Source organism: Streptomyces sp. NPDC097619 (genome assembly GCF_040302735.1).
Taxonomy (GTDB): Bacteria; Actinomycetota; Actinomycetes; order Streptomycetales; family Streptomycetaceae; genus Streptomyces.
Map to the genome: position 1 here is coordinate 1 of NZ_JBEOSD010000198.1, position 13,277 is coordinate 13,277.

Annotated in this window: 12 protein-coding genes; 7 read left to right on the forward strand and 5 right to left on the reverse strand. The window is 74.4% G+C overall.

What is annotated here, in order from left to right:
• The coding region (locus ABTZ17_RS33095; RefSeq protein ID WP_352199499.1) for a DUF6415 family natural product biosynthesis protein at positions 1-492 on the reverse strand (492 nt) is incomplete at its 3' end.
• Between the two features lie 255 nt (positions 493-747).
• On the opposite strand from ABTZ17_RS33095, the gene ABTZ17_RS33100 reads away from it, so the two are divergent.
• Entirely contained in the window at positions 748-1,899 is a 1,152-nt protein-coding gene (locus ABTZ17_RS33100) for an NsdA family TPR-like regulatory protein (protein WP_352199510.1), read from the forward strand.
• Here the strand turns inward: ABTZ17_RS33100 and ABTZ17_RS33105 are convergent.
• Complete coding sequence (locus ABTZ17_RS33105) at positions 1,880-2,545, reverse strand: HAD family hydrolase (RefSeq protein ID WP_352199500.1); 666 nt, start codon at positions 2,543-2,545, stop codon at positions 1,880-1,882. The genes ABTZ17_RS33100 and ABTZ17_RS33105 overlap by 20 nt on opposite strands.
• 103 nt (positions 2,546-2,648) lie before the next feature.
• On the opposite strand from ABTZ17_RS33105, the gene ABTZ17_RS33110 reads away from it, so the two are divergent.
• The 4 genes from ABTZ17_RS33110 to ABTZ17_RS33125 all read left to right on the forward strand — a co-directional run bounded on the left by ABTZ17_RS33110 (position 2,649) and on the right by ABTZ17_RS33125 (position 5,253).
• Positions 2,649-3,227, forward strand: a complete 579-nt coding sequence (locus ABTZ17_RS33110; RefSeq protein WP_352199501.1) for an HD domain-containing protein — start codon at positions 2,649-2,651, stop codon at positions 3,225-3,227.
• A gap of 1 nt (position 3,228) precedes the next feature.
• Entirely contained in the window at positions 3,229-3,543 is a 315-nt protein-coding gene (locus tag ABTZ17_RS33115) for a 4a-hydroxytetrahydrobiopterin dehydratase (protein ID WP_352199502.1), read from the forward strand.
• 86 nt (positions 3,544-3,629) lie between these two features.
• Positions 3,630-4,301, forward strand: coding sequence for a YdcF family protein (locus ABTZ17_RS33120; protein WP_352199503.1), 672 nt, complete (start codon positions 3,630-3,632; stop codon positions 4,299-4,301).
• Between the two features lie 229 nt (positions 4,302-4,530).
• Complete coding sequence (locus ABTZ17_RS33125; protein ID WP_352199504.1) at positions 4,531-5,253, forward strand: 2-phosphosulfolactate phosphatase; 723 nt, start codon at positions 4,531-4,533, stop codon at positions 5,251-5,253.
• Positions 5,254-5,350: 97 nt separating this feature from the next.
• Here ABTZ17_RS33125 and ABTZ17_RS33130 read toward each other — a convergent pair whose 3' ends face one another.
• The 3 genes from ABTZ17_RS33130 to ABTZ17_RS33140 form a co-directional block, all read right to left on the reverse strand.
• A complete protein-coding gene (locus ABTZ17_RS33130) occupies positions 5,351-6,784 on the reverse strand; it encodes an FAD-binding oxidoreductase (RefSeq protein WP_352199505.1) in 1,434 nt (477 codons plus the stop codon).
• A 469-nt stretch (positions 6,785-7,253) separates the two neighbouring features.
• Positions 7,254-8,807, reverse strand: a complete 1,554-nt coding sequence (locus ABTZ17_RS33135; RefSeq protein ID WP_352199506.1) for a class I SAM-dependent methyltransferase — start codon at positions 8,805-8,807, stop codon at positions 7,254-7,256.
• 496 nt (positions 8,808-9,303) lie between these two features.
• Complete coding sequence (locus ABTZ17_RS33140; protein ID WP_352199507.1) at positions 9,304-9,645, reverse strand: YciI family protein; 342 nt, start codon at positions 9,643-9,645, stop codon at positions 9,304-9,306.
• A gap of 467 nt (positions 9,646-10,112) precedes the next feature.
• Between ABTZ17_RS33140 and ABTZ17_RS33145 the strand changes: the two genes are divergently transcribed.
• Positions 10,113-11,456: an extracellular solute-binding protein gene (locus ABTZ17_RS33145; RefSeq protein ID WP_352199508.1), complete on the forward strand. Its 1,344-nt coding sequence runs from the start codon at positions 10,113-10,115 to the stop codon at positions 11,454-11,456.
• A gap of 175 nt (positions 11,457-11,631) precedes the next feature.
• Complete coding sequence (locus ABTZ17_RS33150) at positions 11,632-13,155, forward strand: FAD-dependent oxidoreductase (protein ID WP_352199509.1); 1,524 nt, start codon at positions 11,632-11,634, stop codon at positions 13,153-13,155.
• Positions 13,156-13,277: the final 122 nt, after the last annotated feature.

Consider the following 13,277-nt stretch of genomic DNA (forward strand, 5'->3'; position numbering starts at 1 on the left):
GAGCGCGTCCTGCGGCTGGAGGTCGATGGTCTTCACCGCGGAGGGTTCCACGCCGGCCGCGGTGACGATGCCGTTCGCCGTGCCAGGGCCGATCACCGGGTCGGGGACGGCCACCGGCGCGATGCCGATCACCGGCTCGGGACCGCCGTCGAGCCACTTCCGCTCCGAAGGGGTCTCGGGCACGCCCATGCCCAGCCCCCGCCGCATGGTCCGCACCGCCCGCGCGAGCGCCCGCACGTGGTTCCACTGCCCGAGGCTGTTCTCCGCCGGCCCGTCCGCGACGAGCCGCCGCCAGTCCCGTAGCGCCCCCGCCACCCGAGGATCGACCCCCCGCACCGCCTCGGCCGCCACCGACAGCCCCGCCCCGTGCGCGAGCAACCCCTCGCCGATCCGCGCCAACTCCCCGGGATCGGGCATCCGCGCATAAGCCACCAACGCCTGAGCGATGAGCCGCTCCCCCACCCGATCGGCCTCTTCCTCGGAAATGTACATCGATGCTCCTCGTCCGTAGTGCGTAGAGGACACCTTGACGCGACAGAAGCCCTTCAACGAGGACTTCACAGGGGCCTCTTCGCGCCCCGAAGAGGGCCTCACTTCAGCTTTTCGGGTGACGCAGGGCCTTTCTGAGGGACTTCCTGCCAGAGTGGGGCCAGTCTCACTCATCAGGGAGTCGGAATGGCCCGAACCACAGGCAACGCCCGCCTGCGCGCTGCGCGGTAGGCCGCGGGATACAGGTCGCAGCAGGATCTGGTCGAGGCGCTGGCCGAGCTGGGTGTGACCGTCGGCATCCGGCAGGTCCGGCGCTGGGAGTCGGCCACCCCGCCGTTGCCCCACCCGGACGTCCGGCAAGCCCTCGTGGACCTCCTCGGCCGCCCGCTCGACGAACTCGGCTTCGATGTGCCGTCGGGTTCCGTCGGGCGCGCACCCGGCAGTCTGATCGCTCCCCCGAACCGCGGGCCGCTGCGGACCCCCAATGCCCCGCAGCCCGTCACCGCGGCGCCCGACTTCCTCTCCGTCACTCGCGCCCACCGACGGCTCTACTGGACGGTCTCGCCCGGAACGCTCCACCCCGCGGTCGTCGCCCACGCGACACTCGGCGCTCAACTCATGGACGCCACGACCGGTCGTAGCCGTCAGCTGCTCGCCACGGCCCTCGCCGAGTCCTGGCTCCTGGCAGGCCGGATCGAATTCTTCGACCTCCGCGAGCCGAACCGCGCAGGTGACACCTGGGTGCGCGCGCTCCAAGCGGCGGGAGAGGCCGATGACGCGTTGCTCGGCAGTGCCATCCTGGCCCACATGGCGTTCATTCCGGGATGGGCCGGCCAGCAGGCGGCCGCCACAGAGCGGATGGTCGCCGCCCGCACCTACGCCCGACGGGGACCGGCGAGCCCGCAACACCTCGCGTGGCTCGACGCGGTCGAGGCAGAGTGCGCCACCCGTTGCGGCGATACCCGCACGGCCCTCAACCTGATCGCCCACGGCGAGGGCGTACTGGCGACCGGCGGCGAACACACGCCGCCCGAATGGCTCGACTGGTTCAGCGGGACTCGGCTGGCAGCCTTCAAGGGCAATACCGAGCTGGCAGCCGGGCATCTGCCGCAGGCTCGCACGACCCTGCGCCGAGTTCTGGACGAACTGCCCGACGAGGCCGACAAGCAGCGCACCGTGGTGCTGGGCGACCTCGCCGCGGTCGAGGTCGCGGCAGGCCGACCCGAGGAGGCGGCCCGGTACGCCCTCGACGCGCTGCTCCTCCTGGACACGCACTGGTACGCCACCGGGTTGGAGCGCGTCCGCGCCGTCCGACGGGCCCTCACCCCCTGGCAGCACGAACAGTACGTTCGTGACGTGGACGAGCGGCTCTACGGATGGAACGCGGTCGTCAGCGCGCTCTCCGGTTGAACTCGGCGATCCGTGCGGGCAGCTCGGTAAGGCTGTCGACCCGGAACGTCGGCAGTTCCCGGGCCTCCGGGCCGTTCCACTGGATCGTGGCCCAGGGCCCCCGCCGGACGAGGGCGGTGCGCATGCCCGCCGCCGCCCCCGGGCGGAGGTCGTTGTCGACGCGGTCGCCCACGTAGAGGATCTCTTCGTGGGCGAACGGCGTGACCTCGGCGACCCGCTCGAAGAACAGGGGATCGGGCTTGGTGGCGCCCCAGTCGTCCGAGGTGCCGATCAGGTCCACGTCCTTCGCGAACAGCTCCCGCAGCAGCCCGCCGGCGCGGACCGTCTGGTTCCCGGCGATGCCCAACCACAGGCCATCCGCCCGAAGGCGGGCGAGCGCGGGCCTGACGTCGGGATAGAGGTCGTCCTCACCGAACCACTCCGGCTGCCCGGCGGCGGCCCGCGCCTCCCGCTGCTCCGTAAGGTCGAAGCCGGGCCGGAACTCCTCGAACACGTCGCGGTAGTCCCGCCCCTGGGCGATGACGGCACCGAACATCGCGGCGAACGTGTGCCGCGGAACACCGAGCCAGTCGGCCCAGGTTCCGTACTCCCGGGTCTCGTCGACGAGGCACTCCCCCACGTCGAACACCACCGCACGAATCGTCATGGGCCCACCCTATGGGCGCCGGGCCGAGCGGTTCCGCCGCGGTCGGTACCGCCGGTGCGGTTGGATGGCATCGACCCTCGCCGAGGCGTGACAAGGAGAGACAGTGGCCGACGACCTGTCCGCGGTGGCGCGCTTCCTGTACGAGGCGGGGACCCTCAAGGACACGGCCCGCACGGGCTGGTGGATGGCCGGAGTGAAACAGCCGGAGAGCGTGGCCGAGCACTCCTGGCGCACCTCCTTGATCGCCTCGATCATCGCGAAGCTCGAAGGCGCGGACCCCGCCCGGGCCGCGTTCCTCGCGGTCTGGCACGACACTCAGGAGAGCCGTACCGGCGATGTGAACCACCTGGGCAAGAAGTACGCCTCCGCCGCCGATCCCGAGGCCGTGACCGCCGACCAGACCGCGGGCATGCCGGCAGCGCTCGCCTCCGTGGTCCGGGAGCTGGTCGCCGAGTACGAGGCCAAGGACTCGCCCGAGGCGGTCTGCGCCCGCGACGCGGACAAGCTGGAGTGCATGCTCCAGGGCATCGAGTACAAGGCCCAAGGCCACGCGGCCGCCCAACGCTGGATCGACAACAGCCGCGCCCGGCTCACCACGGAAACGGGCCGTCGCCTCGCCGACGAGCTCCTCGGCCAGGACCCCCTCGGCTGGCTCCGGTCCGCCCTCGGCGAGAGGGACTGACGTGAGCGTGCCCGTGGCGCTGTCCGACGACGAGGTCTCGGCGCGGCTGGTGGGGCTGCCCGGGTGGAGCAGGGAGGGCGACGCGATCACCCGTACCTACCCGATCCGCTACCACGCGGCCGTCGCCGCGATCGTCACCATCGCCGACCGGTCCCGCCGGGTGCAGCACCACGCGGACCTGGACCTGCGCATGGACCACCTGCGGGCCACGATCACCACCCACGACGCCGGCCACCGCCTCACCGAAGCCGACTTCGACCTGGCCCGCCGCATCGACACCATCGTCACCGCCCACCAGACCATTCCCCTCGACTGACGGCCCTAGGGTCGAGCATGGGCGCCTCGGTCCGGGCCGTCGGTGCGACGGGGTCCCCGGGCCGAACGCATCGGAAGGGGCGAGACGTGGGTGACGGGCAGCGGGGCGGGGTCGGCGGGGAGCAGTGGCGACGGGTCCGGGCCGTGTGGGACTACCACCTGATGCGGCATCCGCTGCGGGCCGCCGACGTGGCGATCGGGCTGGGCAGCCACGACCTGGGCGTGGCCACGGCCGCTGCCGGGCTCTACCACCGCGGGCTGTTCCCCCTGCTCGTGTTCACCGGCGGCAACAGCCCGACCACGAAGCGGGTCTTCCCGCGCGGCGAGGCCGTCCACTTCCGCGAGCACGCCCTCGCCCTCGGCGTCCCCGACACGGCGATCCGCGTGGAACCCCGCGCCACGAACACCGGCCGGAACATCACTCTGACCCGCGAGCTCCTGGCCTCGGAGGGCATCGTGCCCGAGACGGTCCTGCTGGTGTCCAAGCCATACATGGAGCGCCGGTCGTACGCCACCGCCCGAAAGCTGTGGCCCGAGGCGGAGTTCACGTGCGCCTCGGAGCCGATGGAGCTGGAGGACTACGTCCGCGGCATCGGTGACGAGAAGCTGGTGGTGGACATGCTCCTGGGCGACCTCCAGCGGGTCATCGAGTACCCCCGCCAGGGGTTCGCCGTCGCCCAGGAGATCCCCGACGACGTCCGATCCGCGTACGAGCACCTGGTGGCCGCCGGCTTCACCAGCCGCCTCATCGACGCCTGAGGGGTCGAGGGGTCACGGAAATGCGCCGAGCCAGGCTCCCGGTCTGCCCCAGGTCACCTGGCTCCACTTCCGGTGACCCGCAGTCACCGGCTGCGAAAACTGTACACACCCGGGACGCGAGGGCGGCCCAGTACGGCGGCCGATCCCGCCCGGCATTCGGACCGCTCGCTGGCCCCGGGTCGGCCGCTCTCGAAAAGGGTTCGGGTGGGGGTGGGGTGATCATTTGGGGATGGGGAATCGATTCTTGGGGATACCGGAGCCGGGTTCGGTGGCCGGGGTGGCTGTCGTCGTCGATGTGATGCGGGCGTTCACCGTGGCGGCCTGGGCGTTCGGGCGGGGGGCCGAGCGGGTCGTGCTCGCCGGGTCGCTGGAGGAGGCGGCGGCGCTCAAGCGCGCGCATCCGGAGTGGGTGGCGTTGAAGGACGGGGCGCCGGCGCCCGGCTTCGACGCCGTGAACTCGCCGGCGCTGCTCCGCTCGGTGGAGTGCGCCGGGCGGACCGTCGTGCAGAAGACGACCGCGGGGACCGTCGGCGCGCTCGCGGTGAAGGACGCGTCCCTCGTGCTGTGCGCCTCGTTCGTGGTGGCGGGGGCCACGGCACGGCTGCTGCGGTCCCGCCCGGAGGCCCGGGGTGGGGTGACCTTCGTCGTGACCGGGGAGGACGGGCGGGCCGAGGAGGACCTGGCCTGCGCCGAGTACATCGCCGGGCTGGCGGGCGGGGAGCGGCCGGACCCGGCGCCCTTCGTGCGGCGGGCCGCCGACTCGCGGGCCGCGGCGGAGCTGGTGGAGGGGGTGCGCGAGGGGTCCCGGCCCGAGGACGTGCCGTTGTGCCTGGAGGTGGACCGCTTCCCCTTCGCGATGGTCGCGGCGGTGGAGGGGCCGCTGCTGGTGCTGCGGCCCGTCTCCGTGGAGCCGGGCGTGGGGGTGGGCGTGGGGGTGGACGCCGACCGGTAGGGCGCCGACCGGTGGAACGCCGACCGGTGGAACGCCGACCGGTCCGGTGGGGCCCCGGCCCCGCCCGGTTGCGGCCGGGGCGGGGCCCGTACGGGCCTCAGTGGGGGGCCGAGCAGCCCGGGGCGATGTCGCCGCGGAAGAGGGCGGCGGGGTCGACGCGGGCGCGGACCCGGTCGAGGCGGGTGACCTGGTCGGGGTCGAGGTGGGACTGGGGTTGTTCCAGGCTCGCGACGAAGGTCGGGGTGGTGCGGCCGGTGTCCCAGGGGGACAGGGCGCGCCGGACCTCGGCGCAGTGCGCGCGGATCTCCTCCTCGGTGGCGCCGCCGCCGGGGACTCCGGCGCCGGAGTAGGCGTAGCGGGCGGCGAGGTGGCCGAGGGCGCCCGCGTGGCCGGGGCGTTCGGCGAGGGCGCCGCCGAGCTGGCGGAGTTCGGCGACGGTCAGGGCGGAGCGGGGCCGGTCCACGGTGACGCGGAGGAAGGCTTCGACGCCCTCGTCGCCGAGGTCGCCGAGGAGCAGGTGGTCGCCGAGGACGGGGACCGGGTCCGGCGGGTCCATGTGGGTTTCGGTGACGGCGGCCGGGCCGGCCTCGTGCCAGGTGTCCATGACCGGTTCCGCCGACGCGCGCAGCTCGTCGAGGAGTTCGGCGGCGCGGGCGCGGGCCGTGTCGAGGTCGTCCGCGGTGGGGGCGAGGAAGAGGCCGTCGAGGCAGAGGACGGGGCCCGCGGTGAGGACGGCGGGGATCTCGTCGAGCTGGGGCAGGTTCATGATCCGGACGGAGGTGGTGGCCTCGCCGGGGGCGGTGTCGGCCCAGGCCCGCCAGCGCGGCAGCAGCCGGGCCGCGTGCTCGGCGGACCAGAAGGCGGCGCCGGTGACCACCGCGGCGGCCGGGAAGAGGTCGATCTCCACGGCGGTGACCACGCCGAGGCCGCCACCCCCGCCGCGGACGGCCCAGAACAGCTCGGGGTCGGTGTCGGCGTCCACCCGCCGGTGTTCCCCGTCGCCGGTGACCAGTTCGACGGCCCGGACGGTGTTGACGGCGAGGCCGGTGTGGCGGGCGTACATGCTCAGTCCGCCGTTGAGGAGGTAACCGACGGCGCCGACGGTCCCGGAGGAACCGTGCGCGGCGGCCAGTCCGTACGGGGCGGCGGCTTCGACGACGGCGCCCCAGCGGGTGCCGGCGGGGACGCGGGCGGTGCGGCGGGCGGGGTCGATGTCGACGGGGCCGGCCGGTTCGAGGTGCAGGAGGAGGTCCCGGTCCATGGGGCGGGCGGTGGCGGAGGCGTGGCCGGTGGTGTGGACGCGGACGCCCAGCCCTTCGGCGCGGGCCGCGGCGAGGGCGGCTCGGATCTCCGCCACGGTGCGGACGGTCACGGCGGCCGCCGGGGCCACCGGGGCGAAGAGGTTGAAGGTGCCGGTGGCCCGCGCGTACGCGGCCTCCCCGGGCCGGGCGACGGACGCGGCTCCGGCTCCCGCAGTGGACGCGGCTCCCGCGGGGGCGGCGGCCGGGGCGTGTTCGGGGGTGAGGGTCATGGGACGGATGTCCTCCAGGGCGCGGTGCCGGGTGCGGCAGCCGGGGACGGACGGTTCGTGGAGCGCAGGGTGGGGCGGGGTGGGGCGGAGGCGACGGGCCCGGGGCCGGTTAGGCGTTCGGCGTTCGGCGGGCAGGGCCCGCACCACGGTCGGGGCCGGGTGCGGGGTCGGTACCGGGCGGTGCCGGAGGGCACCGACCGGGCTGCGGCGGGGGGTCCGTACGGGCGCGGGGCCGGGCGGGGTCTCGCCCTGGTGGCTCCGCGCGCTCCGCACGGCGCGGCGGCGCGCCCGTACGGAACCTCCGCCGGGCCGCAGGTCGTGCGGCCCGGCCGGGCACGGCCGATGGCGGCGGCGGGCGGGACGAGGTGCGGGGGAACCGGGAGTCGGGACTCCGGAGTCGGGGCGGCCGAGCACGCGGCCGCCGGTGCGCTCCCGCTCCCCCTCCCCCGTTCCCCGCTCCCCGTTCCCGCTACGCCGCGCGCTCGGCCGTGATGAAGACGAAGGCGCCGGTGCCGGACTCCTCGCGGATGTCGAGCTTGGCGGCGGCCAACCACTGCTTCACGTCGTCGAGTTCGAAGAGCAGCATCCCCGCGGGACGGCTCGGGAAGTAGTGCGACGCCTGGTAGTGGCGGTCGATCGGGTCGTCGGCCCAGCGGAAGGTGAGCAGGGTGAAGGTGCCGCCGGGCTTGAGGACGCGGCCGATCTCTGCGATCGCGGTGTCGGCCTGCTCGGGGAACGCCTGAAGGGCGTTCCAGCAGTTGACGGCGCCGATGCTGGCGTCGTCGTAGGGCAGGTCGAGGGCGCTGGCGATGACGGCGGGCACCTCGGGCAGGGCGCGGCGCATGGCGTTCAGCATGGGGTGGGCGAGGTCCTGGGCGAGGAGCCGCTCGGTGCCGACGGCCTGCTCGACCACGGCGGTCCAGCGCCCGGCGCCGCAGCACAGGTCGAGGACGGTGCCCTCGACGGGTGCGGTGCGGGTGGCGAGGTACTCGTCCTCCAGGGCGGGGGTGACGGCGTCGTCCCAGTTGAGGCCGGCGACGCGGAGGAAGGCGGGGCGGAGGACGGACTCGTAGTAGACGCCCATGCTGGGCATCCCGGCGAGCTTCTGGAGGAGGTCGGCGGTGTCGTCCTCGTCGGTGGCGCGGGAGCCGGTCTCGCCGCGGGAGAGGTCGAGGAGGCCCGCGGAGAGGGCGTAGCGGGTGTCGCAGCCGGTGCAGCGCGCGGAGGCGTCGGCGAAGTCCAGGGTGGCGGAGCAGGAGGGGCAGCGGAGGGCCTCGGCGTGCCGGGCGAAGGCGGTGCCGGGGAGGGCGGCGGCCTCGGCGGCCCACTGCTCGGCGGGCGGCAGCGGGTACGCGGTCTCCAGGGCCTCGCCGTACCGGACCGCGAAGTACGCCTTCATGCCGGAGTAGGCGAGGACGGTGCGGGAGTCGTTGTCCCAGTTGGCTTCGAGCTGCTCGGTGGTGAGGCCGGCGAAGAGGGAGGCGTCGAACTCGACCTCGTCCGGGTTGAGCTGCCAGGCGGCGGGCGAGGGCCAGCAGCGGCCCAGGTCGGGGCGGGCCGGGTCGAGCTCGGCGAGGCTGCGCTCCAGGCGGGTGCGGTCGTCGTCGCCGAGTCCCAGGGGGGCGGTGACGGCGAGGATCCGCTCGCGGTCGGCGGGGAAGTGCCCGACGAGGTAGAGGAGGGCGAAGGTGAGCGGGGCCTCGGGGTCGGCGGCGCCGAGCAGGTCGAGGTAGCGGTCGAGGCCGGCGTGGACGGCGGCGCGCACGGGGCCGTCGGTGACGGGGTGTTCGGCTTCGGCGAGCAGGCCGAGGAGGACGGCGAGGTGACCGCGGTGGGTGTCGTCGGCGGGGTCGAGGGCGGCGACGAGGGCGGGTACCGCCCCGGCCGCGGCCGCGGTCGGCCCGTCCGTGCCCCACACCGACGCGGCCAGCGGAAGGAAGGCGGCCTCCAGCCCGTCGGCGGGCGCCTTGGCGAAGGCGTCGAGGAGGTCGGTGACGGCCGGGTCAGTCGTCGGGTGGGTCATCTCAGATTTCCTCCGTGGCGACCCGGCCGCCTGGCCGGGGAGGGACGCGGCTCCCTCGGCGCGCGGCAGGTCCGGCGGGGGCGGCCCTCACAGGCGGCCCGCCGTCTGCCGGTCGGCGGCCGCGTGGGGCCGCGGGCCGGGGGACGCGCGGTCGGGGGAAGGGACGGACCCAGCTTCGCGGGGGCGTTCGACGGACGCATCTCTGTACTTGCGGTGTGCTGCTCCCGGGGCCCCGGACCACCGGGCTCCCGGGCTCGCCCGGCGTGTCGGAACCCGGGGGAACGACAGGAGCGGGGCGGGCCACTGCCGGCCCGCCCCGCTCCCTTCCCGTCTCCCTCACGTACCGCCGTCCCCGCTCCACCCGCAGCGGTGCGCGCGCCACCGGGTCCCCGGTTCCGCCGGGGGGTGCCCGGTCCTCCCGGCGGTTCCCGGTGTGCGCGGCACCTGTCCGCGGGTGCCGCGGCTCACGTGGAGAGCCGCGGCCGCGGGGACGGGGTCACTCCGCCGGGATGTCGAACAGCGGGCGCACCTCGACGCCGCCGTCGAGCACCGGCACGATCTTGGCGATCTCCAGGGCGTGGTCCAGGTCCTTGGCCTCGACGACGAAGGTGCCGCCGATGGACTGCTTGCCCTGGGCGAACGGTCCGTCGCTGATGACACCGTCACGCACCGACTTGGCGGCGGTGGACGGCTGCAGGGCGAGACCGCTGACGAGCGACGCACCGAGCTCCTCGATGCGGCCGGGCAGCGCCTCGTGACCCGCCAGCAGCTCCGCGGGAGCGTTCTCCCAGCCGCCGGGGATTTCGGCCTCGTAGATGAAAACAGCGAACTGAGCCATGGTGGCTCTCCTTCCAGCGCTTTGACTACGTAGTACAGGGCGCTCCACGGCGGCCGGGCACCGCACCTGCGTGGAGCACACGCGCCACATCCTTCCCGTCCCGGGAGGGGAGGCGCATCTTCCAAATTGCGTTCTGTGGCGGCGCTCCGGGCCCGGACCGGCGCGTCCGGGGGCGCGCGGGCGGCGGCGCCGCGCGTGCGCATTCCGGGAGATGCGAACGGCGGGCCCGGCCCGGAGGCTGGCGGCAGGGCCGGGCACGGGCGCCCGCGTGCGCGCCGTACGTCGACCTCGCCGGGCCCCTGGGCACCTCACCCGTCACGCCGCAGTGCCACCTGTCACCGAACACCGTCACCGGTCACATCGCACCGCGCACCGCCCACCATCACCGGTCACACAGCACCGCACCGCACGCCGCACGCCGCACGCCGCACCGAACACCGTCACCGAGCACCCCTTGGGAGAGCAGCATGAACTCCGGCGCCCCGGACGGACCCGTCGTCATCGAGGCTTGGCTGTCCGAGTTCCCGTTCCCGGACTTCCTGGAGCCGATCCGGGCCCGGGCCCGGGAGTTCGAGGCCGCGCACCCCGGCTACCAGGTCGAGATCCGCGGGTTCTCGTACGAGCAGTTGCCCGCGGAGATCGCCCGGGCGGCCGCCGAGGGCCGGGCCCCGGCCCTGGCCTCGTACTACGCCGGGGCCTCGCAGCTGGCCCGGGACGCCCGCCACCCGGACGGCCGTCCGCTGTTCGTGTCGGTGGAGCGGGCGGTGGCCGGACGCGCCGAGATCCTCGGGGAACCGGTGGTCCTGGACGACTTCCTGCCGGGGGTCCGCGAGTACTACACGGTGGACGGGGACTTCGCGACGGTCCCGATGACCCTGTCCACCATGCTGCTGTACGCCAACACGACGGCGCTGCGCGCGGCCGGCGTGGCCGAGGTGCCGCGGACCTGGCAGGAGGCGCGGGCGGCCTGCGAGGCCGTGGTGCGGCACGCGGGCGGGCCGCGGCCGGCCATCGCGTGGCCGGTGGACGGCAAGTTCATGCAGCACGCGCTGGCCCAGCAGGGGGCGCTGCTCGCGGACGCGGGCAACGGCCGGCACGGCCGGGCGACGACCCTCGACGTGGCCTCCCCGGCGATGCTCGCGTACGTGGAGTGGTGGCGCGAGCTGCACCGGGACGGTCTCTACCTGCACACGGGGGTGCCGGAGGACTGGGCGGGGACCTTCCGGGCGCTGGCGGAGCAGGAGGTGGTGCTGCGGTTCAGCTCCTCCTTCGACGCGAACTACATGGTGCGGGCGGCGGAGGGCGCGGGCTTCGAGCTGGCGGTGGGGGTGCTGCCGCGCAACGGGGAGCTGCCCTGCGCGGGGAACTGGATCGGCGGGGACTCGCTGTGGTTGGCGGACGGGCTGGACGAGCGGGTCCGGGACGGGGCGCTGGCCTTCACGATGTTCCTGAACAGCCCGCGGGCGGCGGCGGAGTGGCACCGGGCGAGCGGGTCGGCTCCGGCCACGTACGGGGTGATCTCGCTGCTGGAGGAGGAGGGCTGGTTCGAGGAGCACCCGCACCACCGGGCGACGGTGGAGCAGTTGGAGCTGCGCGGCGGGCCGCCGGAGGCGCACGGGGCGGTGCTGGGCGGTTTCCACGCGATCCAGATCGCGCTGATGGAGGCCATGGAGGACGTGCTGGGCGGGGCGGACCCGCGGGCCCGTTTCGAGAAGGCGGGCGCGGAGGCGCAGGTGCTGCTGGACGAGTACAACGCGTACGCCCTGGGCACCGGCCCCGAGACCCCGGGCTGCCTGGCGGTCCGCATCTAGGCACCGGGGGGCGGGCGGGGCCAGGACCCGGGGTGCGGGGCCGGGGCGCTGAGCACGGGGGGAGAAGACAGCCGCCGCACGTCTCGGGAAGGCTGGTGGCCTCCCCCTGCTCCGGCCGCACCGGGGGCACGACGTGCCCGCACGGTGCCGCCCCCGCCCGCGACGGAGGAACGACATGAGCGACGAGACCCGCGCCCCGGTGCCGGGACCGGCCACGATCACCGCCGACGACCCGCGCTATCCGAGCCTGCTGCACGGCACGAACCACCGTTTCCCCGGCGCGTACGACGCGGTGCGGGTGGTGACCACGACGGAGCAGGTCGTGGCGGCCGTGGCGGAGGCGGTGGCGGCGGGGAAGCGGGTGTCGGTCCGCAGCGGCGGGCACGGGTTCGAGAACCTGGCCGCCGAGGGCATCGAGGTGCTCGTCGACCTCTCGGAGATGACGGACGTCCGTTACGACCCGGCGCGGCGGGCCTTCGCCATCGAGGCCGGCGCCACCCTCGGGCACGTGTACCGGGTGCTGTTCAAGAACTGGGGCGTGACCATCCCGGCGGGCGAGTGCCCCGAGGTGGGGGCGGGCGGGCATATCACGGGCGGCGGGTACGGGCCGCTGTCGCGGAGCCTGGGCGCGGTGGTCGACTACCTGTACGCGGTGGAGGTGGTGGTCGTCGACGCGGACGGCTCGGCCCGCGCGGTGGTGGCCACCCGGGAGCCGGGGGACCCGCACCACGACCTGTGGTGGGCGCACACCGGCGGGGGCGGCGGCACCTTCGGGGTGGTGACCCGCTTCTGGATGCGTTCCCCGGACGCGGGCGCGGAGGTCACCGACCCGGCGCTGCTGCTGCCGAAGGCGCCGTCGCGGTGGCGCAGCGGCATGGTGGTGTGGTCCTGGGAAGCGATGACGGAGGAGGCGTTCACCACCCTCCAGCGGAACTTCGGCGCCTGGTTCGAGCGCAACAGCGGCCCGGACTCGCCGTACGCGCCGCTGGCGGGCTTCTTCCACGGCACGCACCGGTCCGGGTTCGGGCTGACGGTGGGCGCGCACATCGACGCGGACGTGCCGGACGCGGAGAAGCTGATGGACGCCTTCTTCGACGAGGTCTCGGCGGGGGTGGACGCGGCCCCCCTGATGCGGCACCAGCAGGTGCGGCCGTGGCTGTACGTGTCCTCGTACCCGAACTGGGGGGACCCGGGGGACGCCTTCACCCGACGCATCAAGATCAAGGCGGCCTATCTGCGGAAGGGCTACTCGGACCGGCAGATCGGCGCCCTGTACCGGCACCTGACCCGCGAGGAGGCCAGCCCCGCCCAGCTGATCCTGATCGGTTACGGCGGCCGCGTGAACACGGTGGATCCGGCGGCCACGGCCACCGCGCAGCGGGACGCGGTGCTGAAGGCGGCGTTCATGTCGGTGTGGTCCTCGGAGGTCGAGGACGAGACCAACATCCACCTGCTGCGGGAGATGTACCGCGAGGTGTACGAGGAGACCGGCGGGGTGCCCGTCCCGGACGGGGCGAACGACGGCAGCTACGTCAACTACGCGGACCGCGACCTGGCGGACCCGGAGTGGAACACCTCGGGCGTGCCCTGGCACACCCTCTACTACAAGGACAACTATCCGCGCCTCCAGCGGGTGAAGGCGGCCTACGACCCCCGCGACGAGTTCCGCCACGCCCTCTCGATCCGCCTCCCGGACTGACCACCCCGCACCCGCCGCTGCCCGGCCCCCCTGCGGAGGGGGCCGCGCTGACCTGGAAGGAGTACGGGGTGGAGGGGACCAGCCCGGTGAGGGTGGCGGAGGTCGTGGTGGGGCTGAGGACC